Source organism: Luteibacter anthropi (assembly GCF_011759365.1).
GTDB classification, from domain to species: domain Bacteria; phylum Pseudomonadota; class Gammaproteobacteria; order Xanthomonadales; family Rhodanobacteraceae; genus Luteibacter; species Luteibacter anthropi.
On the sequence record NZ_JAARLZ010000003.1, the window covers coordinates 386,445 to 407,122 of the forward strand.

The window sequence follows — 20,678 nt, forward strand, 5'->3', positions numbered from 1 at the left end:
GGCCATGTCGGGGAAACAGCCCGTCGAAGTCCTGTTGCGCCCAGCGGTGGAGCTATACACCGTCGCGGCATGTGCGGGCGCCGCGTTTCTGTCCCTGGTGGCCCCGTGGTCGCTCGCGCTGAGCCCAGCCATGGGCGTCGGTGCCGCACTGGCGTTCGGCGCCTATGGCGCGATCCGCTACCGCGATGCGCGGGTGATCCTGCGCTACCGCCGCAACATCCGGCGCCTGCCGCGCTACGTGATGACGAGCAGGGACGTGCCGGTCAGCCAGCAGCGCCTGTTCGTGGGGCGCGGTTTCCTGTGGGAACAGAAGCACACCCACAGGCTGATGCAGACGTACCGGCCGGAATTTCGCCGCTACGTCGAGCCAACACCGGCATACCGGCTGGCGCGACGCCTGGAGGAGCGGCTGGAGTTCGCACCGTTTCCACTGTCTCGCCTCGTACGGCTCACGGGCTGGGATGTGTCATTCAACCCCGTGCGGCCACTGCCACCGGTAGGCGGCCTGCCGCGATTGCACGGCATCGAACCCGACGAGGTCGACGTCAGCCTGCCACTGGGTGAGCGCGTCGGCCATTCGCTGGTGCTGGGCACCACGCGCGTGGGGAAGACGCGGCTGGCCGAGTTGTTCGTCACCCAGGACATCCGTCGCACGAATGCAGACGGTGAGCATGAGGTCGTGATCGTCATCGACCCCAAGGGCGACGCGGATCTCTTGAAACGCATGTACGTCGAAGCCAAGCGAGCGGGTCGCGAGGGCGAGTTCTACGTCTTTCACCTCGGCTGGCCCGAGTTCTCTGCACGCTACAACGCGGTGGGGCGCTTCGGACGCATCAGTGAAGTCGCCACGCGCATTGCCGGGCAACTCTCCGGCGAGGGCAACAGTGCAGCGTTCCGCGAGTTCGCATGGCGCTTCGTCAACATCATTGCGCGCGCATTGGTGGAACTGGGGCAGCGCCCGGACTACATGCTGATCCAGCGGCACGTAATCAACATCGACGCGCTGTTCATGGAGTACGCCCAACACTACTTCGCCAAGACCGAGCCCAAGACCTGGGAGGTGATCGTCCAGATCGAGGCCAAGCTCAACGAGAAGAACATCCCAAGGAACATGATCGGGCGCGAGAAGCGTGTGGTGGCGCTGGAGCAATACCTCTCCCAGGCGCGCAACTACGACCCTGTGCTCGATGGCCTGCGCTCGGCGGTGCGCTACGACAAGACCTACTTCGACAAGATCGTTGCATCGCTGCTGCCGCTGCTGGAAAAGCTCACCAGCGGCAAGATCGCCCAACTCCTGGCGCCGAATTACTCCGACCTGTCTGACGCGCGCCCGATCTTCGACTGGATGCAAGTCATCAGGAAGCGCGCCGTGGTCTATGTCGGCCTGGATGCGCTGTCGGATGCTGAAGTCGCCGCGGCGGTCGGCAACTCCATGTTCTCCGACCTGGTGTCGGTAGCCGGGCACATCTACAAGCACGGGATCGACGACGGCCTGCCGGGTGCCTCGGCTGGCACGCGCATTCCCATCAACGTCCATGCCGACGAGTTCAACGAACTGATGGGCGACGAGTTCATCCCCCTTATCAACAAGGGCGGCGGTGCCGGGCTGCAGGTGACCGCGTATACGCAGACGCTCTCGGACATCGAGGCCCGCATCGGCAACCGCGCGAAGGCCGGCCAGGTGATCGGCAACTTCAACAACCTGTTCATGCTGCGGGTTCGGGAAACCGCCACCGCGGAATTGTTGACCCGTCAATTGCCCAAGGTGGAGGTCTATACCACCACCATCGTCTCCGGCGCGACCGATGCCTCGGACATCCGCGGGACGACGGACTTCACCAGCAACACGCAAGACCGCATCAGCATGTCGAGCGTGCCGATGATCGAGCCATCCCACGTCGTCGGCCTGCCCAAAGGCCAATGCTTCGCGCTGCTGCAGGGTGGTCAGCTCTGGAAGGTCCGGATGCCACTGCCAGCGCCTGACCCCGATGAAGTGATGCCGGCGGACTTGCAGCAACTGGCTGGGTACATGCGTCAGAGCTACAGCGAGGCCACGCAATGGTGGGAGTTCACCAGTTCCCCAGCCTTGCAGGAGGCTGCCTTGCCCGACGACCTGCTGGATGACGCCGCTCCGGCCGAGCCTGACGCGGTGGCCACCGGCGCCGACGACAGCACCGGCGAGGCCGCACCATGAAGGATGCCGCCTCGACCGCGCAGGGGGAGCAGAACCAGCGCCAGGGGCTGATCGTCGGCACCATCACCTTGCCGTTCAGGCTGCTCGGGGTGCTGATCGGTTCGCTGCTGTTCTCGATCGTGGTGGAGTGCGTCGGCATGCACCTGTTCTGGAAGGACCAGGGCTGGCGCCACTCCCAGCAGATGCTGCAGTACGAACTCGGGCACCTGTCGAACCACTTCACGCGCAGCGTGGTGGTGCAGGAGCCCGGGCGCACGGCGCACGAGCTGGTGGATACCGGGTACGGGTGGGTGTTCGTGCGCTCGGGGTTGCTGGAGCGCATGAGCCAGACCGCCGAGCGCGCCCGTGCGCCCAGCCGCGAGCCGACGCGCAACTTCCGCTATTACATCAGCCAGGCCTATGTCTGGGCCGAGAGCTACCTGATCGCCGCGGCCTTCACGACGCTCACGTTCCTCGTGCGCCTGCTGGTCCTGGTGCTCACGCTGCCGCTGATCCTCACTGCGGCATTCGTCGGCCTGATCGACGGCCTGGTGCGGCGGGACGTGCGGCGGTTCGGCGCGGGCCGGGAATCCGGCTTCATCTACCACCGCGCGAAAGCGAGCCTGATGCCGCTGGCCGTGCTGCCCTGGATCACCTACCTCGCGCTGCCGATCTCGGTGCATCCGCTGCTGATCCTGCTGCCCAGCGCAGCCTTGCTGGGACTGGCCGTGAGCCTGACCGCGGGCAGCTTCAAAAAGTACCTCTAGGCCATCAATCCGGTCGCTTCCGGGTTCCTATTGTTTGCGGCCTGAAACAGCCCTGATCTCCACGATCAACCCATTGCTGATCACACAGGAATGGCGCGATGTTGGCTTCGATCTGGCTGCGCGCCGCGCATCGCGGCGTGCCCACTTTTCTCGTGACGGCCCTCGTGCTGGGCCGGTCCCCGATGGCCTTGGCCGAGTCCCCGGCGCAGCGCCAGGAGTTGGTCGCCGCGCTGCGCCAGCTCGACGCGCTGGAACGCACCGTCGCGGACAGCGCCGCGCATACCCCCATCACACCGGGCGAGCGCTACCACTTCGATTACCCGCGGCTCCAGGCTGACTTGGCGCGCGTGCGCGCCGGCATCCAATTTCACCTGACGCCATCGCGCGCTCAACCGCGCGCCCCCTCCGAACTGGCCGGCGAATACCGCACCGAACGGGCGACCGAGCCGCTGCCGGCGACGACTGCGGAGGGCAAGCAATGAACGGCGCCCAGGTCTCGGCATTTCAAGCCAACAGCGGTATCGCGCCTTCCGCGATGGCGACCGTTCTGGTCGGCGTCGTGTTCGCGGTCCTGCTCGTGTGGGGCGTCTGGGCCATCCGAACGGCCTACGTGGGGTGGTCCGAGAGCCGCCTCAACCAGCGCCAGTTCCTCGGCGTCTGCATCCGCTTCGTCGCGATGTACCTCGTCCTGAGTTTCTTCCTTCTGTCCTGACCTGAAAGGCCCGACCATGCACAACCGCAACCTCACTTCCCGTTTTGCCCAGCGCGCCGCCGTGGCCCTGGGCGCCGCCGCGCTGCCGGCGCTGTCGTTCGCGCAAGGTCTGCCGCAATTGGAGAACCCCACGCGCGGCACCGGCAACGGCATCATGGAGACGATCCGCAACTACGGCTACGACATCATCATGCTCGTGGCCCTGCTGGTGGTGGCGTCGATGTTCATCGGCGTCTGCTACCACGCCTACGGGACCTACGCGGAGATCCACACCGGCCGCAAGACGTGGGGCCAGTTCGGCCTCACGGTCGCTATCGGCGCCGTGCTGCTTGTGATCGGCATCTGGCTGCTCACCGAAGCCACCGGCATCCTGTAAGCGAGGCCGGTATGTCCGAGCAGCAGCACGTCCGTGCGGACGGAACGGTCACCTTCCTTCCGCACCGGCTCAACCGCCATCCCGTTGTGGTGCGCGGCCTCACCGCTGACGAACTCTGGATTTGCTGCGGCCTGTCCGGTGCCGCCGGCCTGCTGGTCGGCGCGCCGCTGTCCTGGGTGTTCCGCACGATCGCGCTGGCGCCGACCTTCGTCGTCCTGGGCGTGGCGCTCGGCGTCTTCATCGGCGGCGGCATCCTGCGCCGCCTCAAGCGTGGGCGTCCCGACACCTGGCTGTATCGGCAACTGCAATGGCGCATCGCCACGCGCCATCCGCTGATGGCCGGCTGGGTGGGTGGCCATGTGCTGATCTCGCGCTCGGGCTTCTGGTCCACCCGCAGGAGCATGCGATGAGCCGCTTCAAAAACGAGATCACCCACCTGCAGGCGCACATCAAGACCTTGCGGCTGGCCGCGGGCGCGCTGGTCGTCGTCGCCCTGGTCATGGGCGGCGGCTGGTGGAGCGCGCCGCGCGACCTGACCATCCACGTCCCGCCCGACCTGCGCTCTGGCAGTACCCGCAAGTGGTGGGAAGTGCCGCCCGAATCGGTCTATGCGTTCACGTTCTACGTGTTCCAGACGCTGAACCGCTGGCCAACCAATGGCGAGGAAGACTACTCGCGCAACCTCCACACGCTCTCGCCGTACCTCACCCCGTCCTGCCAGGCCTTCCTGCGGGCGGACTATGACTACCGCCGCTCCACGGGCGAGCTGCGTCAGCGCGTGCGCGGCATCTACGAGATTCCCGGCCGCGGCTATGGCGACGACCCCACGGCGCGCGTGCGCACCGTGTCCGATCGCGACTGGGTGGTGACGCTGGACATCACGGCGGACGAGTACTACGGCGCCGAGCAGGTCAAGCGCGCCCTGGTGCGCTATCCGATCAAGGTCACGCGGGTGGACGTCGATCCCGCCCGTAACCCGTTCGGCCTGGCGCTGGACTGCTACGACGGCGCGCCCCAGCGCATCAGTGCACCGGAGCCGACGCGCCCGGCGCCGAGTGGCCTGTCTCCGCAAGCGCCTCAAGGAGGAAACACCCCATGAAGCACCCTGTACTCGCGCTGCTGGGGCTACTGGCCGTGGCCGCGGCACCCGTCGCCCATGCAGTGGAAATCCTGCGCTGGGAACGCATGCCACTGGCAGTGCCGCTGAAGGTCGGTCAGGAACGCATCGTGTTCATCGACCGCAACGTGCGCGTGGGCGTGCCCGCGGGCGTGGGCGAACGCCTGCGCGTGCAGAGTGCGGGGGGCGCGGTGTACCTGCGCGCCAGCGAGCCGATCGAGCCCACGCGGTTGCAACTGCAGGACGCCGACACGGGCGCGCTGATCCTGCTGGACATCGCAGCCGAACCACCCAAGGACGGGGAAGCCGAGCTGGAGCCGGTGCGCATCGTCGAGGGTGACAGCGCACCGGGACGCTATGGCGAGCAGGCCGACAGTGCCGAGGCCCCGGCACGCGCCCAGGGCCAAGCAGGTGCGCGGACCGCGCGGCGCGAAACTCCGGTCCCTGTCGTGCTGACGCGCTTCGCCGCGCAGAACCTCTACGCACCGCTGCGCACCGTCGAGCCGCTTCCGGGCGTCATGCGGGTCAACCTGCCCCGCGACCTCGACCTGGACACACTGATGCCAACGCTGCCCGTGCGCGCGGTCGCACTCGCGTCGTGGCGCCTGGAGGACCAGTGGGTCACTGCCGTGCGCCTAACCAACGGCAGCGGCGGCTGGATCACGCTCGACCCGCGCGTGCTGCAAGGCGATTTCCTCACCGCCACCTTCCAGCACGAGGCGCTGGGCCCGCGCGGCACGCCCGAGGACACGACCGTCCTGTACCTGGTCACGCGCGGCCGCGGTCTCGCGCAGTCGCTGCTGCCGGCGATTCACCGCTTCGACCCGGCCGTGCATCTGCCGCAGCCGGACGGCGACGAGAACGTCGAGGAGGCCCGCCATGCGCAGTAACGGCCTGCTCAAGTGGCTGATGATCCCTGTCGCCATCCTGGTGCTGTTCGTCGGTATCCGGCTGTTCTCGGGTGGCGGCAGCACGGCGCCACCCGCGGCGGACAACGGCGCCCAGCTCACGCCCGAGGAAATGAAGGCGCTGGGCATCGAAGGCGACACCCCGCGCGACACCGTGGCGACGCTCGTTGCCCAAGTGAAGCAGTTGCGCACCGAGCTTCAGACCGCGCTCTCGGACAACAAGTCGCAGCGTGAAGAGAACCAGCGGCTGCGCCAGCGCGAGAACTCCATCGACCAGCGCATCAACTCGGCGCTCGAATCCGAGCGGTCCAACCTGCGCCGCGACCAGGAGCAGGCGGCCAGCGCGCGCCAGCAGACCGAAGGGCTGCTCGCCGACCTGCAGCGGCGCCTGGACAGCATCGGCGGGCGCGGCGGCGGCCATGCGGACCTGCCCGTGGGCCTGGGGCTGCAGGGCGGCGACGAGGCCGGCATGGAGGGCGGCGTGCGGTGGGTCGAGCCGGACGACGCAAAGCCCGCCGAGGGGCGCAACGGCGGTCGTGGCGCGAGCGGCGGAATGAGCTTCCCCACGAGCTTCGGCCCGGCGCAGAGCACGCTCGAAACCACCGCGGAAACCGTGGCGAACGCGGGCGCGCAAGTCGCGGGCGTCAAGACCGCGAAGCCCGTCTATACCGTGCCGACCAACTCCACGCTCATGGGCTCGGTCGCGATGACGGCGCTGATCGGCCGTGTGCCGATCGACGGCACGGTGAACGATCCCTATCCGTTCAAAGTCCTGGTCGGGCCGGACAACCTGACGGCGAATGGCATCGACATTCCCGATGTGGCCGGCGCCGTGTTCAGCGGCACCGCCTCGGGCGACTGGACGCTTTCGTGCGTGCGCGGCCAGGTGCGCAGCATCACGTTCGTGTTCAACGACGGCACGATCCGCACGATCCCCGAAGACCGCGAGGGCAACCAGCAGAATAACCAGCAACGCGACGGCTTGGGATGGATCAGCGACCCGCACGGCATCCCCTGCGTCAGCGGCGAGCGGCGCAGCAACGCCCAGCAGTACTTGGGCTCGCAGGCCCTGATCACGGCGGCCGGTGCCGGCGTGGCCTCGCTCATCGAGAGCGACAGCGGCCGCATGTCGTATGTCGGCTCGGACGGCTCCATCGGCACCGTGGGCATCAGCGGCCAGGAGGCGGTCGGCCAGATTCTGGCGGGCGGCGTGCGGGACATGTCGGCCTGGGTCAACAAGCTCTACGGCCAAGCGTTCGCCGCCGTCTATGTCCAGCCCGGCGCGAAGGTCGCCGTCCACCTCGAAAAGCCGCTCGCCATCGACTTCGATCCCGAAGGCCGCAAGGTCGATCACCGCACAGGAGAAAGCCATGCTCTCGAACTTGAATAGCTTGGCCCGTGGCCTGGCGCTGGTCCTCGCCGTCGCGGCGCTCGCCGGCTGCGCCACCAGCAAGGAAAAGCTGCTGACCCACGGTGACCGCACGATGATGGACATCTGGCAGCAGGAGGCCGGGGACGGCGGTGGCGCAGCCGGACGGAACGCCGGCGGCCAACTGCTCGATGCGCGCCAGAGCCTGCGTCGGCCGCTGACCGACGCCGATATGCAGGCCGCACCTGCCGAGCAGATGCGCTACACGCGCACCGCGCGCAACGAGGTCCATCGCCAGTTCCAGCGCCTGCCCAATCCCGATCTCGTGATGTACGTGTACCCGCACCTGGCCGGCACCGATCCCGTGCCGGTGCCCGGCTACACGACCGTCTTCCCGCTGTACCAGCGCATTCAGTACGCGATGCCGGGTGAGCGCGTGGAGGACTACTGATGCGCTGGAAACTTCCCTGGCCTAAGCCGGCCGCGCTGAAGCTGGCCGCATCCGGCGCTGGTGATGACGAGCAGCCGGACGGCTGGCAGCGCCACATTGAGGCCTTGCGCCAAGCCGGCATCCCCGAACCCGGCTCGGCAGTCCGGGGCCGCAAACCGGCGACGGAGGCCGACGAGCAGGCGCTGTACGAGGTCGCACCGTCCTTCGTGGAACTGCTGCCCTGGGTCGAGTTCTTGCCCGAGTCAAGGTCCATGTTGCTGGAGGACGGCCAATCGGTGGCGGCCTTCTTCGAGCTGGTGCCGCTGGGGACCGAGGGCCGGGAACCGGGCTGGCTTGCCCACGCCCGCGACGCCTTGGAGAACGCGCTGCAGGACAGCTTCGATGAGCTGGACGAGAACCCCTGGGTGCTCCAGCTCTATGCCCAGGACGAGCCGAGTTTCGACCAGTACATGCAGACCCTGCGTGACTACGTGCAGCCACGTGCCCGCGGGACAGCGTTCACCGAGTTCTACCTGCGCTTCTTCGGCCACCATCTGCGTGCGGTGGCCAAGCCCGGCGGCCTGTTCGAGGACACGGTGGTCACGCGGCTGCGCTGGCGCGGGCAGACGCGGCGCGTGCGCATGGTGGTCTATCGACGTGCCACCGGGCAGGCAAGCCGCCGCGGCCAGACGCCCGAGCAGATGCTGAACATCGTCTGCGACCGCCTGTGTGGCGGGCTGGCGAACGCCGGCATCCAGGCACGGCGCATGGTCGCAGCCGACGTCCACGACTGGCTGCTGCGGTGGCTCAATCCGCGCCCCGCGATGCTCGGGCCCAGTACAGAGGACCGGGAGCGCTTCTACGCACTGGCGCGCTACCCGGACGAGACTGAGGCCGGCGAGATCGAACTGGCGAGCGGGCGGGATTTCAGCCAGCGGCTGTTCTTCGGCCAGCCACGCTCCGACGTGGAGCACGGCACCTGGTACTTCGACGGCATGCCGCACCGTGTGCTGATCACCGACCGGCTGCGCATGCCGCCCGGCACGGGACATCTAACCGGCGAGACCCGCAAGGGCGATGCGATCAACACGCTGTTCGACCAGATGCCGGAAGACACCTTGCTTTGTCTCACGATGGTTGCCACGCCCCAGGATGTCCTGGAATCGGATCTGAACCACCTGGCGAAGAAGGCCGTGGGCGAGACGCTGGCGTCGGAGCAGACGCTCAAGGACGTGCATGAAGCCCGCTCGCTGATCGGCAGCGCGCACAAGCTCTACCGGGGCACGCTGGCGTTCTACCTGCGCGGGCGCGACGAGGCGGAACTGGATCGGCGCGGCCTGGACCTGGCGAACGTGATGCTCAACGCTGGTTTGCAGCCGGTGCGAGAGGATGATGAGGTGGCGCCGCTCAACAGCTACCTGCGCTGGCTGCCGTGCTGCTACAACCCCGGCAAGGATCGGCGCCGGTGGTACACGCAACTGATGTTCGCCCAGCACGCGGCAAACCTGTCGCCGGTGTGGGGCCGTGCCCAGGGTACGGGGCATCCAGGCATCACGATGTTCAACCGCGGCGGCGGGCCGATCACCTTCGATCCGCTCAATCGCCTGGACCGGCAGATGAACGCCCACCTGTTCCTGTTCGGCCCGACGGGTTCCGGCAAATCGGCCACGCTCAACAATCTGCTGAACCAGGTCACGGCCATTTATCGGCCGCGCCTCTTCATCGTGGAAGCCGGCAATAGCTTCGGCTTGTTCAGCGACTTCGCCAGGCGCCTGGGCCTGACCGTGAATCGGGTCAAGCTGGCCCCCGGATCGGGCATCAGCCTAGCGCCGTTCGCCGACGCGCGCCGGCTGATCGAAACACCCAGCGACGTGCAGACGCTCGATGCCGATGCGTTGGACGAAGACCTGCCACCGGATGCCTCGGTCATGGAGGCAGACGAACAGCGTGACGTGTTGGGCGAGTTGGAGATCACGGCACGGCTGATGATCACCGGCGGCGAGGACAAGGAGGAAGCCCGGATGACGCGGGCCGACCGTTCGCTGATCCGCCAGTGCATCCTCGACGCCGCCGAACACTGCGTGGCTGAGAAGCGCACGGTGCTCACTCGCGACGTGCGCAACGCGCTGCGCGCCCGCGGTCAGGACTCGACGCTTCCCGAGATGCGGCGCATGCGGCTGCTGGAGATGGCGGACGCGATGGACATGTTCTGCCAAGGCACCGATGGCGAGATGTTCGACCGCGATGGCACGCCGTGGCCCGAGGCCGACATCACGCTGGTGGATCTGGCGACCTATGCCCGCGAGGGCTACAACGCGCAGCTCTCCATCGCCTACATCAGCCTGATCAGCACGGTGAACAACATCGCCGAGCGCGACCAGTACCTGGGTCGTCCGATCATCAATGTGACCGACGAAGGCCACATCATCACGAAGAACCCGTTGCTCGCGCCCTACGTCGTGAAAATTACCAAGATGTGGCGCAAATTGGGCGCCTGGTTCTGGCTGGCGACCCAGAACATCGACGACCTGCCGCGTGCCGCAGAGCCCATGCTCAACATGATTGAGTGGTGGATCTGCCTGTCGATGCCGCCCGATGAGGTCGAGAAGATTGCACGCTTCCGTGAACTCTCACCAGCGCAGAAAGCGCTGATGCTTTCTGCGCGCAAGGAGGGGGGGAAATTCACCGAGGGCGTGATCCTGTCGAAGTCGATGGAAGTGTTGTTCCGCGCGGTGCCGCCGAGCCTTTACCTCGCGCTTGCGCAGACCGAACCCGAGGAGAAGGCCGAGCGCTACCAGCTCATGCAGCAATACGGCTGCACCGAGCTGGAAGCCGCCTTCAAGGTGGCCGAGAAGATCGACCAGGCACGCGGCATCGAGTCGCCCGCCTTGGAACTGTCGTAAGCCGGAGAACGCCATGGAACACAAACATCCTTCCATCCCGATGCAGGTGCAGGCGTTCCGCCGTCGGCGCTGGGGGACCCGCTGGCCGTGGGCGTTGGCTGCAGTGCTGGTTGCGCTGCTGCTGATCTGGCTCGTGTCCCGTTCGCCAGGCGGGTCCACACCTCAGACTTCGGCGCCAGTCAGCGAGACACAGGTGGCAGGGCCTCCGTGGCAGATGGGCAATCCGGAAGGTCGTTTCACACTGACGCTGTACGCGGACCTCGAATGCCCGTTCTGCCGGTCCTATTTCCCTGTGCTCAAACGTTGGGTGGCCGGCAATGCCGACGTGGCCTTGCAATGGCACCACCTGCCGTTGGCCGCACATGAACCGGCCGCTTCTGCCGAAGCGCGTCTGGCGGAATGCGCCGGCGAAGCCGGCGGGCATGCCACCTTCTGGCAAGCCGTCGAGTGGGTATATGCCCACACGCGCAGCGACGGCCAGGGCTTGCCCGAGGACCTGCGCTACCCCGACCTGACGCCAGCCATCGAGCAGTGCATCGCGAGCGAGCGGCCCGACGCGGCGATTCGTACCCAAACTGCGGAAGCCACGAACAGCGGCGTGACCGCCACGCCGTCGCTGCGGCTGCACGATCGCGAAAGCGGCAAGGCGATCCTGCTGCAGGGTCCGATCGAGGGCGATGCCTTGCTGTCAGCCATGGACATGCTCGCCGCCGGCGATCCCGCCACCACACCCACATCGGAAATGCCTGCCGACGTCGTCGGCGACATGCCCAGGTAGCCCCGGTCTTCAAGGCTACGGCGCAGTCCGCTGCGCTGACCGCAACCCGTTCGCCTCGCGTCCTGGCCGCGAACGATCACCGCTACCGCGGTGATGGATGCACCTTGTTCGTTCCCCAGGAGGGCTTGCCCTCCCAGGGCGCGCGCCCTCCGATCTCACCGTCTGGAGGTTCGCCATGTCTTTCGTCGTCAATGACTCCTACCTGGAGTCGCTTTCCGCCATCGCTACCCAACACGAGGACTGGATCATCCAGCAAGCCATCGTGCTGCTGGAGAGACGGATCTTCAAAGCTGGACCGTGCCTCAGCCGACCGGCCGCTGTGCGGGACTACCTGCGTCTGAAACTGGTCGCTGAGCCCAATGAGATATTCGCCGCTGTGTTCCTGGACAGCATGCACCAGGTGCTGGCCTACGAGCCGTTGTTCAGGGGCACGATCAACTCGACATCGGTCTATCCGCGTGTCGTCGCGCAGCGTGTGCTGGAGTTGAATGCCGCCGCGGTGGTCTTCAGCCACCAGCACCCCTCGGGCATCTCCGAACCGTCGAGCGCGGATCGCATGCTGACCCAGCAACTGCAGGTCGCGCTGGCGCTCATCGATGTGCGGGTACTGGACCACATCATCGTCGGCCAGGGTGCCCCGTTCTCCTTTGCGGAGTCCGGCCTGCTGTAAAGGTTGCACTGCTTCGTTGATCAGCGCGGAGGCTTCGGCCTCCGCTTTTTCTTCGCAGCGACGCAAGCAGGTATGCGGGGTGGCCGCGATGCGCATTGTTTGTTGGGGCCGCGTGGGGTTCGGCGTTTGACTATGGCCCTGATCAACTTCCGGGGCGCATGACATGCCAGCAGCTTTTACCCGGTTCGCACCAGGCTGGCGAACCCTTGGCCTGGCCGTGGCGCTGCCGGCATCTCTGGCCGTGTTCAGCCCGGCCACCTTCGCCGCCGACGTGGTGGTCGTCACCGACAGCCGCCACCCGGTCAAGACCGCCGGCGGCGAGCGGCTGATCGAGTTGGACGAAGCGCCCCGGATCGAGGCCGAGCTTTCCGCGGATCTGCCGGCCGACCCCGAGCGGGCAGCAGCCATCGTCCGGCAACGACTGAACCAAGGCGGCACCGATCTTCAGCGCCGCATCGGCACCGCCTACCAGGGCGTCGCCGATGCATGGAGCCTGGGCGTCGCCGCCATCCCGGCCGTCGTGGTAGATCAACGCTATGTGGTCTATGGCGAGCCGGACGTGGCCCGGGCGGTGTCCCGCATCGAGCAGTACCGGAGGACGCAGCCGTGACCCATCGCCCATTCGACTTGCTGCGCCGCCTGCGCGTCGCCGTGGCCTCGCTGCTGTTGGTCAGCGCCACCGGCAGCTACGCCCTGAACACCGCCACCATCGTGTCCTCCGTCATGTCGCCGGACTGCCTGGAATACCGGGTGGTGGGCATCTGCTACTGGCTCTACTGCACCTGGACGGGCTGCACGGTGCGCACGTCCACCAAGGTCCGGCACTACGTGCCCGATGCGGTCGTCTCCAGCTACAGCAACACCGGGGAGAACCCCTGGGTCGAAGTGCAGGCGATGAGCACGCCCAACCCATCCGCACAGGCAGGTGGGGATGGGACCACGAACGAAGACCACGAAAACAACCTCGCCAAATTCAAGAACAGCGATGTCATCGGCCATCCTGGCGGCGAGGTATTCAACCAGTTCGCATCGTCGTCGGGCTATTTCTGCCAAGGCGCGGGCACGGCCTTCATGCCGTATCTACTCAGCACGCTGGACACGCTGGCTTGGCGCTACAACGTGCCTGAAATGGCCTACCCGGAGGCGTTGATTCCGGGCATGCGCGAGGTCGGTGCGCGCACCACGATGAATCTCTGGGGCAACGTCTATCCGCGCGGCGGCTTCCTGCACCAGACCGACGACCAAAAATCCGGGGCTGTGGTGGCCCAGCGCGCGGGCGATGTCGTCACGCGCCGCGGGCAGATCCACGTGTACCAGCCGCTGCTTGCCAACGCCCGCGACGGCTACTGGCCGGCCGGCGAGCTGATGGAGGGTGATGCCTCTACGGGCAAGTGGCAGGAGCTGACGCCGCGCCTGTCCAACACCTGCGTGGTGTTCCCGCACAGCGGCACGCTGACCCAGGCCCAGCAAGGCGACTACGCCTGGGCGCTGTGGCGTCCCTATGCGTGCTGCGAACGCCGCGGTCAGGTGTTCCTGGGCAGCGTCGATTTCCTCTGAGGTGCCACGATGAAGCGTCCTGAACCGATGAACCTTTCCGCCAAGGCGTGCCGCCTGCTGCGCCCGACGGCGCTGGCCGGCACGCTCGCTCTGGTCTGCGGCATGGCGTGGGCGCAGGTCGGATACCAGAACAGCGGCCCCGTCCTCGGCGATGACGTCATGTACTCGATCGGCGGTGGCAGTGCGGTGTCCATGGGCCGCGCGGCCGGCATGCGTTCCATCGGGGTCGGCGTGGGGTGGAACAGCAACCTGATCTGCGGCGACATGAGCATCCAGACCACGCTGCGCAATCAGCTTAACGGCATCACGAACGGCTTTCAGCAGATCATGAGCAACGTGATCCAGAGCGCGACCAGCGCGGTTGCATCGCTGCCGGCGCTGATCATTCAGCGCGCCGATCCGGGCCTGTACAACCTGCTGACTAACGGCGTGCTGCAGGCGCGGCTGGACTTCGACCGCTCCAAGCTGACGTGCCGCGCCATGGCGGAGAAGATGGCCGAGACGGCGGGTGGCCAGCTTGGCTGGAGCCAGATGGCCGAAGGCATGGCCCTGCGTGACGCGGTTGGCAGCAACGATGCCGTATCGGCCGTCGAGCAGGCCGAGACGCGCCGCGGCAACGACGGCGTGCCCTGGGTGGGCGGCAGCAATGCCGGTGGCGCGGGCCAGTCCGCCATCCGGGTGGTCGGCGACGTCACCCGCGCGGGCTACAACCTGGTCAACGGTCGCGGCGTGACGGACACCTCCTCCATCGCGTCCACCAGTTGCGCGAGCCTGTCCTGCCAGACCTGGACGTCGCCGCAGCAGGCGACCGAATGGGCCACGCGCGCCCTCGGAGAGCAGGTGCAGCGCACGTGCGACTCCTGCACTAAGACCGAGACGGTGCCCGGCGTCGGGCTGACGCCGCTGATCCAGGAGGAGTACGAAGCCAAGCTGGAGGTCTTGCAGGAGCTGGTTTCCGGCACGCGTAATACCACCTTCGAGAACTTGCGCGAGGCCGGCAGCACGTCGCTGCCGATCACCCGCGGCGTGATCGAGGCGCTGCGCGACGAGCCGGACCAGGACCTGCTGGCGCGGCGCCTCGCGTCCGAAGTGGCGCTGTCATCGGTGCTGGAGAAGGCGCTCCTGCTCCAACGCACGCTGCTCACGGGCAAGAAGGAGCCCAACGTCGCAGCCAACGAACTTGCGGTGCAGGCCGTGAACCATGAGAGCGACACGCTCGACCGGGAGATCCGCAACCTGAAGACGGAATTGGAGCTGCGGCGCGAACTGGCGAACAACTCGCCGATGGCCATCATCCAGCGCCACGGCACGCGGGCGGCCGGCTCGCGCGGCATCTACGAGGGCGATCCGGTACCCGACCGCCTTGACCAGTTGCAGAAGGGCAATCCCGGAGCCAGGCCATGAACGCGGAGCGCATGGCCTGGCGCCCCTTGCGCTGGCTCTTCAGCCGGCGCGCGGCGACGGCGCTGCTGTGGGCGGTGGTGCTCGTCGCCGCTGCGGTGGGTGCCAACATCGCCGGCATCTACCTGGTCGGCAGCGTGGCCGGATGGGAGCGGTGGCTCGCGGCCGCATCGGGCTACTTCTTCGTGTGGCGGCTGTGTCTGTACGGGGCCACGGTTTACGGGTGGCTCTGGATGCGCCGCCGGCTGCTGGCGCGCGAAGACCAGGACGGGGCAGATGGGCAGGCACGGCGCCGCCTGATGCGCAGCGAGATCGCGGGCGTCGTCGCCATCGTCGTGCTGGAAGCCAGCTTGTTGATGCAGGCCGCTTGAGGGGATCGAGGCCATGACGCTTTTCACGACCGACTACCTGGAGTACTACCTCACACTCGTTTCCTGGATCGTCAACAACGGCATCTGGGCGGCCCTCGTATCCAGCGGGGTATTCGCGCTGCCTTTCGTCGCCATCGTCGTGCAGGAGTGGTTGAAAGCTCGTGCTGAAGGCGCCGACGAGGGCAATAAAGGCGTGCTGAGCGCCGCCCGCATCGAGAACCGGGTCTTCGTCGCCATCGTGGTGGTGATGTTCGCCGGCATTCCGTTCATCGACGTGGACCTAAACACCATCCAGTACGACAGCTCGCGCTCGGCCCAGTGCCAGGTCAGCGTGGCGCAGCCCGCGGATACCGGCTGGTCGCAGTCCTTCAGCACCATCAACAACCAGTCGGCGAAGGTGCCGGTGTGGTGGGCGTTCATGCACGCGCTCTCGCGCGCCGTCACGGGCGCTTCGGTGGCGGCAATCCCGTGCGGCACGGACCTGCGGCAGATGCGCATGGAGATCGACGCCACGCGCATCGATGATCCGGTGCTGGCTCAGGAAGTAGCGGATTTCTCTCGGGATTGCTATGGGCCTGCACGGGCCAAATTGTTCATGCAGCGCCCTCAACTTGATGAGCAGCAGATGCACGACGTGACCTGGATCGGATCGCGGTTCTTCACCGACACGAACGGGTACTACGACACGTATCGCTCCAGCACGCCGCGCGATGACTGGCCCTATGACAGCAACCGCGACGCTGGGCTGGCCCAGGTATCCAGTGGCGGTGGCTACCCGACCTGCAGGCAATGGTGGGCTGATGGCAGCAATGGCCTGCGGGCACGGCTGCTGGGACAGGTGGACCCGAGCCTGCTCAATCGCCTGGCGGGCTGGGCTGGCTTCCTGAGCCGGGCCGAGGTGGACAATTCGGTGATCCGCGCGATCGCGTCACCGCGGCAGCAGAAGCTGAACCAAGGCAGCGTCTATACCGACTACGGCGGCCAGATCGACAAGACCTTGCCAAACATCGTGACGCGGGCTACGGGAGACGTTGGAATGGCAGTTGGCGCGATTGCCTCGTTTCCCGCGATGGACGTCGTGCGGCAGGCGCTGCCGATGGTGCTCGCCTTGCTCAAGATGGCATTGGTAATCTGCATCCCGCTCGTGCTGGTCGTGGGCACCTATGACTTGAAGACGGTCGTCACGGTCAGCGTCGTGCAGTTCGCGCTGTTCTTCACGGATTTCTGGTTTCAGCTTGCGCGCTGGATCGATTCGACGATCCTGGACGCACTTTATGGCTGGGGGTTCGGCTGGAACCGGCCGCACACCAACTTCGACCCGCTGGTGGGGCTGAACAACGCCTTCGGCGACATGCTCCTGATGTTCGTCACAGGCACGATGTTTCTGGTCCTGCCGACGTTTTGGGTCGCTGCTTTGGGGTGGGTCGGAGTTAAGGCTGGGGTGATTGCTCAGAACCTTGCTGTCGGCTCCAAGGAAGCGCGTGATAGCGCCGGGTCAGGTGTAAACAAGGTAGCCGGCAAGGTTCTGTGACAAACAGGCCAAACCTCAGTCATCGAACGGATCGTTCGGGTCGTGAGGGTCGAGCCGCTGGCCATTGGAAGAATACAGGCCAAAGCCCGCCTCGCCATTGCGCAATTCATCCTGTTGCGTCCAGCGGTCTTCATCTCTAGCCGAATTGCCAGCCATCCATACCGCCGCAACGCCCAGCAGTAGCAACACCGCCAGCCAGAAGGTGGTGTACAGCAGCACCCCGAGCGCAACCAGCTTGACCACCCACACGAGCGCGGTGGCACCGGCCGCCGCCCCCCCCTTTGACACCAACCAGCTCGATGCCCGGCGTTCGCCGCGCACGTAGGCACGCCATCCGCGACCCAAGGTGCGGCCGAGTCGTTCTGCGGTACGGATGCGTGTCGTGGTGTTCATGGTCGTCTCCTGCTATTGAGCGATGCCTATTCCAGTTTGCTCCAATCCTGCTTGCTTGCCTGTATCAGCGCATGCCAGTCGTCTGGTGGGTTCCCGCGCCCGAGCATCTTCTCGAACACGACATACGGGTCCGATTTGCTACCCGAAGACCGCAGGGTCTGTTCATCGTTGACCCAGGCGTACACGATGACCTTCGCCTTCGAGTCATACCGGAAGAACAGCCGGAACCGCCGTCCGATCTTGGCCCTTCGCCAGTGGCGGTGGGCAGGTCCCAAGGTGTTGCCCTGGCGGTACTCGTCGCGTGCCGGATCGCCTGGCACCACATCCAAGATCAACTGGCTCAAGGCCCGGAAGAGCTTGACGTTGGCATTGGACTCGAAGCCCGTCGGGTCGTTCTCCTGCGCGCGCCTCGCGGTCGCATGCAGTTTCTGCAACTGCTCGATCACGCAGTCGTGGAAGAGCAGCGTCCAGCCATGCCGTTGCATCAGAGTTCCACTTTCCCGTCGATCTCCTCGTCCAGGTCCAGACCGTGGCCAGCATGCTCCAGCATGGCGCGGGCCAGATCCTCGGGCAGGCCCTGGACGTTCCGGCCAGCTTCGATGTCGCGGGCCAGCAGGCTCAGGAATGCGCCGATGGCGGGGTCCTCATGCTCGGCATCGACGCGGGTGACGACGACTTCGCTGCCCCGCAGATCGAACGCGAGCTTGCCACCGGCATCGACGCCGAGCGCCTGCCGGATGGGCTTGGGCAGCGTGATCTGGCCTTTGGAGGTCAGCGTGGCAACTTCGTGGATGGCAGGCATGGCGGCTCTCCTGATTGCGATACCCGCATGGTAAGGAAATTTCCTTACTTTGTCAACGTGAAGCCTCACGGCGTTCTCCGAGTCCAAGAATCGGCCCATCGTAGGGCGTGAACAGCCAGCCTTCCTGCATCAATCCGGCCCTGCTGCAACCCGCATTGGCGGTGGACGGTCAGCACCCGTCGCCCTATACCCAAAGGCTGTAAAGGGTCGAAATGGCAAGGGAATGGGGTGCAAGGGGAAAGGCTCTATCCCGAAAAGGCAAAAAGGCCTCCCCGCTCGGCCCGCGACAGGACACCCGCATGCTCTCTCTGTTCCAGCGAAAACGGCCCGCGGTTGCTGCTGCTCCGACGCCACCATCGGTCACCGACCTCCCGAAAGGGTTGATGCGGCCCGAGTCGGCCGCATCGCTGCTGGCCACCCCGCGCCGGCAGAAGCTGCTGGAGCACATCTGGCAGCGCACGTCGCTCTCACGTAAGCAGTTCGCCACCTTGTACCGGGCGCCACTGGAACGCTACGCCGAGCTGGTCCAGGCTTTCCCGGCTTCCGAGGCGCATCATCACGCTTACCCCGGCGGCATGCTGGACCATGGCCTGGAAATCGTCGCCTACAGTCTGAAGCTGCGGCAGTCCCATCTGCTTCCCATCGGCGCAAGCCCCGAGGACCAGGCTGCGCAGGCTGAGGCCTGGACTGCTGCAGTCGCCTATGCCGCGTTGTTGCACGACATCGGCAAGATCGCCGTCGATCTGCACGTCGAACTGGCCGATGGCTCGCTGTGGCACCCGTGGTACGGTCCGCTGCACCAGCCGTACCGCTTCCGCTACCGCGACGATCGCGAATACCACCTGCACAGCGCGGCGACGGGCTTGCTCTACCGCCAACTGTTGGACACCCAACTCCTGGACTGGCTCAGTGGCTATCCCGACCTGTGGGGACCGCTGCTCTACGTCCTGGCCGGCCAGTACGAGCACGCCGGTGTGCTGGGCGAACTGGTCGTGCAGGCCGACCGCGCTTCCGTGGCCCAGGAACTGGGCGGCGATCCGGCGCGCGCCATGGCCGCTCCCAAGCACGCGCTGCAACGCAAGCTGCTCGACGGGCTGCGCTACCTGCTCAAGGAACAGTTGAAGCTGAACCAGCCGGAAGCCTCCGATGGCTGGCTCACCGAGGACGCGCTGTGGCTGGTGAGCAAGACGGTATCGGACAAACTGCGTGCGCACCTGCTGTCCCAAGGCGTTGACGGCATTCCTGCGAACAACACCGCGGTGTTCAACGTCCTCCAGGATCACGGCATGTTGCAGCCGACGCCCGACGGCAAGGCGATCTGGCGCGCGACCGTGACCAGTTCCACCGGCTGGTGTCACTCGTTCACGCTGTTGCGCCTCGGGCCCGCGCTGATCTGGGAGCCAAGCGAGAGGCCGGCGCTGTTCGCCGGCACAGTGGCGATCGACGCGGCGGCCACGGACAAAGGGCCCGATGTGTCAGCCACTACTCCGCCGGCCGGAGCGCAGTCAGCCTCGGAGGGCCAAGAGGTTCCGCCATGGGAGGGAGGTAACCCCTCTCGTCCAGCGAAAGGTGAACCGCTGCCCGACGCCATGGAAGACATGCTTTCGATGGTGGGCATGGTGAATTCACCCGCAACCCGGCAGGACGCTGAAGCACCTTCGGAGCCGGTGTCTGCCGCGCGTACTGAAGCGACGACCTTGACCGCACCTCAGCGTTCGTCCCCAGCGCCCAAGCCCACGACAGCGCCATCCGGAGAGCACTTCATGGCGTGGCTGAAACAAGGCATCGCTTCCCGCCGGCTCATCATCAACGACGCGAAAGCGCTCGTGCATACCGCGAGCGGCACCGCCTACCTGGTCAGCCCCGGCGTATTCCAGCGCTATGCGCAGGAGCATCCGCAAGTCAGCGCGCTGGCCAAGCAGGAGAGCCAGCAAGACTGGCAGTGGATACAAAAGCGCTTCGAGAGGCTGCAGCTGCATCGCAAGCAACCGAACGGCCTGAACATCTGGACCTGTGAAGTAACCGGGCCTAGAAAATCCCGCCGTCTGCATGGATACCTTCTGGAAGATCCGAGCCTGCTTTTCTCGGAAACGCCTCCGAGCAATCCCTATCTATCCCTGTTGGGTGAGACCAGACACTGCGAACAGACTTCAGGAAAGCAAGGGGCGTCAACATGACCTCCTCAATTTCGCCGGGGCAGTCTATTGCCGCCAAAGCGCACCTTTATTCAGACAGAGCCAAAGGCCCGATGAGCGCAGCGATGATGGAACAAGGCAGCGCCTCTCCCGTCTCTGGGCTGCACTACGCCGGCAAGAAGCATAAGGTCATCGCTCCCGACCGGGAGATTGTCTTCGAGTTCTCGCAGGACTGTCTGGACTCGGGCCGATTCGCTCCTTGACACCACAAATACAGCTAACAGG

The 20,678-nt window shown here is 66.1% G+C and carries 23 protein-coding genes; 20 read left to right on the forward strand and 3 right to left on the reverse strand.

What is annotated here, in order from left to right:
- Positions 1-4 precede the first annotated feature (4 nt).
- The 18 genes from traD (at position 5) to HBF25_RS07355 (ending at position 17,063) form a co-directional block, all read left to right on the forward strand.
- A complete protein-coding gene (traD, locus tag HBF25_RS07270) occupies positions 5-2,194 on the forward strand; it encodes a type IV conjugative transfer system coupling protein TraD (RefSeq protein WP_013391804.1) in 2,190 nt (729 codons plus the stop codon).
- Positions 2,191-2,940, forward strand: a complete 750-nt coding sequence (locus HBF25_RS07275) for a TIGR03747 family integrating conjugative element membrane protein (protein WP_166947219.1) — start codon at positions 2,191-2,193, stop codon at positions 2,938-2,940. Before traD ends, HBF25_RS07275 begins: the two co-directional genes overlap by 4 nt.
- Positions 2,941-3,038: 98 nt before the next feature.
- Positions 3,039-3,422 carry an integrative conjugative element protein, RAQPRD family gene (locus tag HBF25_RS07280; protein ID WP_013391806.1) on the forward strand — a complete coding sequence of 128 codons (384 nt, stop codon included), beginning with the start codon at positions 3,039-3,041 and terminating at the stop codon, positions 3,420-3,422.
- Complete coding sequence (locus HBF25_RS07285; protein ID WP_003050225.1) at positions 3,419-3,652, forward strand: TIGR03758 family integrating conjugative element protein; 234 nt, start codon at positions 3,419-3,421, stop codon at positions 3,650-3,652. The genes HBF25_RS07280 and HBF25_RS07285 overlap by 4 nt, the downstream gene beginning before the upstream one ends.
- A gap of 16 nt (positions 3,653-3,668) precedes the next feature.
- Entirely contained in the window at positions 3,669-4,028 is a 360-nt protein-coding gene (locus tag HBF25_RS07290) for a TIGR03745 family integrating conjugative element membrane protein (protein WP_003090173.1), read from the forward strand.
- A gap of 11 nt (positions 4,029-4,039) precedes the next feature.
- The gene (locus HBF25_RS07295) at positions 4,040-4,438 is read left to right on the forward strand and encodes a TIGR03750 family conjugal transfer protein (protein ID WP_003050133.1); all 399 of its coding nucleotides are present in this window, start codon (positions 4,040-4,042) and stop codon (positions 4,436-4,438) included.
- On the forward strand, positions 4,435-5,127 hold the full coding sequence (locus tag HBF25_RS07300) for a PFL_4703 family integrating conjugative element protein (protein ID WP_003116810.1): 693 nt from the start codon (positions 4,435-4,437) through the stop codon (positions 5,125-5,127). Before HBF25_RS07295 ends, HBF25_RS07300 begins: the two co-directional genes overlap by 4 nt.
- A complete protein-coding gene (locus HBF25_RS07305) occupies positions 5,124-6,035 on the forward strand; it encodes a TIGR03749 family integrating conjugative element protein (protein ID WP_166947220.1) in 912 nt (303 codons plus the stop codon). The genes HBF25_RS07300 and HBF25_RS07305 overlap by 4 nt, the downstream gene beginning before the upstream one ends.
- Positions 6,025-7,443: a TIGR03752 family integrating conjugative element protein gene (locus HBF25_RS07310; RefSeq protein WP_044396503.1), complete on the forward strand. Its 1,419-nt coding sequence runs from the start codon at positions 6,025-6,027 to the stop codon at positions 7,441-7,443. The genes HBF25_RS07305 and HBF25_RS07310 overlap by 11 nt, the downstream gene beginning before the upstream one ends.
- Positions 7,424-7,873, forward strand: coding sequence for a TIGR03751 family conjugal transfer lipoprotein (locus HBF25_RS07315; protein WP_003050109.1), 450 nt, complete (start codon positions 7,424-7,426; stop codon positions 7,871-7,873). Before HBF25_RS07310 ends, HBF25_RS07315 begins: the two co-directional genes overlap by 20 nt.
- A complete protein-coding gene (locus HBF25_RS07320) occupies positions 7,873-10,755 on the forward strand; it encodes a conjugative transfer ATPase (RefSeq protein ID WP_166947221.1) in 2,883 nt (960 codons plus the stop codon). Before HBF25_RS07315 ends, HBF25_RS07320 begins: the two co-directional genes overlap by 1 nt.
- Positions 10,756-10,768: 13 nt before the next feature.
- Positions 10,769-11,533 (forward strand): DsbA family protein, encoded by a 765-nt coding sequence (locus HBF25_RS07325; protein ID WP_003116805.1) that lies wholly within the window; start codon positions 10,769-10,771, stop codon positions 11,531-11,533.
- A 175-nt stretch (positions 11,534-11,708) separates the two neighbouring features.
- Positions 11,709-12,203 (forward strand): JAB domain-containing protein, encoded by a 495-nt coding sequence (locus tag HBF25_RS07330; RefSeq protein ID WP_003116804.1) that lies wholly within the window; start codon positions 11,709-11,711, stop codon positions 12,201-12,203.
- Between the two features lie 163 nt (positions 12,204-12,366).
- Positions 12,367-12,813 carry a TIGR03757 family integrating conjugative element protein gene (locus tag HBF25_RS07335; protein ID WP_003116803.1) on the forward strand — a complete coding sequence of 149 codons (447 nt, stop codon included), beginning with the start codon at positions 12,367-12,369 and terminating at the stop codon, positions 12,811-12,813.
- Positions 12,810-13,760 (forward strand): TIGR03756 family integrating conjugative element protein, encoded by a 951-nt coding sequence (locus tag HBF25_RS07340; RefSeq protein WP_003116802.1) that lies wholly within the window; start codon positions 12,810-12,812, stop codon positions 13,758-13,760. The genes HBF25_RS07335 and HBF25_RS07340 overlap by 4 nt, the downstream gene beginning before the upstream one ends.
- A gap of 9 nt (positions 13,761-13,769) precedes the next feature.
- On the forward strand, positions 13,770-15,164 hold the full coding sequence (locus HBF25_RS07345) for an integrating conjugative element protein (protein ID WP_013391809.1): 1,395 nt from the start codon (positions 13,770-13,772) through the stop codon (positions 15,162-15,164).
- Positions 15,161-15,532 (forward strand): hypothetical protein, encoded by a 372-nt coding sequence (locus HBF25_RS07350; RefSeq protein ID WP_013391810.1) that lies wholly within the window; start codon positions 15,161-15,163, stop codon positions 15,530-15,532. Before HBF25_RS07345 ends, HBF25_RS07350 begins: the two co-directional genes overlap by 4 nt.
- A 13-nt stretch (positions 15,533-15,545) precedes the next feature.
- Positions 15,546-17,063: a conjugal transfer protein TraG N-terminal domain-containing protein gene (locus tag HBF25_RS07355; RefSeq protein ID WP_013391811.1), complete on the forward strand. Its 1,518-nt coding sequence runs from the start codon at positions 15,546-15,548 to the stop codon at positions 17,061-17,063.
- A 15-nt stretch (positions 17,064-17,078) separates the two neighbouring features.
- Here the strand turns inward: HBF25_RS07355 and HBF25_RS07360 are convergent, their stop codons facing one another.
- Genes HBF25_RS07360 through HBF25_RS07370 form a run of 3 tightly spaced genes read right to left on the reverse strand, consistent with a single transcriptional unit; the run spans position 17,079 to position 18,258 of the window.
- Positions 17,079-17,456, reverse strand: coding sequence for a DUF3742 family protein (locus tag HBF25_RS07360; protein ID WP_013391812.1), 378 nt, complete (start codon positions 17,454-17,456; stop codon positions 17,079-17,081).
- 26 nt (positions 17,457-17,482) lie between these two features.
- A complete protein-coding gene (locus tag HBF25_RS07365; RefSeq protein ID WP_013391813.1) occupies positions 17,483-17,941 on the reverse strand; it encodes a type II toxin-antitoxin system YhaV family toxin in 459 nt (152 codons plus the stop codon).
- A complete protein-coding gene (locus HBF25_RS07370; RefSeq protein WP_013391814.1) occupies positions 17,941-18,258 on the reverse strand; it encodes a type II toxin-antitoxin system PrlF family antitoxin in 318 nt (105 codons plus the stop codon). Before HBF25_RS07370 ends, HBF25_RS07365 begins: the two co-directional genes overlap by 1 nt.
- A 299-nt stretch (positions 18,259-18,557) precedes the next feature.
- Between HBF25_RS07370 and mobH the strand changes: the two genes are divergently transcribed.
- Both mobH and HBF25_RS22125 read left to right on the forward strand, forming a co-directional pair.
- Positions 18,558-20,435 carry a MobH family relaxase gene (mobH, locus tag HBF25_RS07375; RefSeq protein ID WP_016445100.1) on the forward strand — a complete coding sequence of 626 codons (1,878 nt, stop codon included), beginning with the start codon at positions 18,558-18,560 and terminating at the stop codon, positions 20,433-20,435.
- Positions 20,432-20,656 carry a hypothetical protein gene (locus HBF25_RS22125; protein WP_034012201.1) on the forward strand — a complete coding sequence of 75 codons (225 nt, stop codon included), beginning with the start codon at positions 20,432-20,434 and terminating at the stop codon, positions 20,654-20,656. Before mobH ends, HBF25_RS22125 begins: the two co-directional genes overlap by 4 nt.
- The last annotated feature ends 22 nt before the right edge of the window (positions 20,657-20,678 follow it).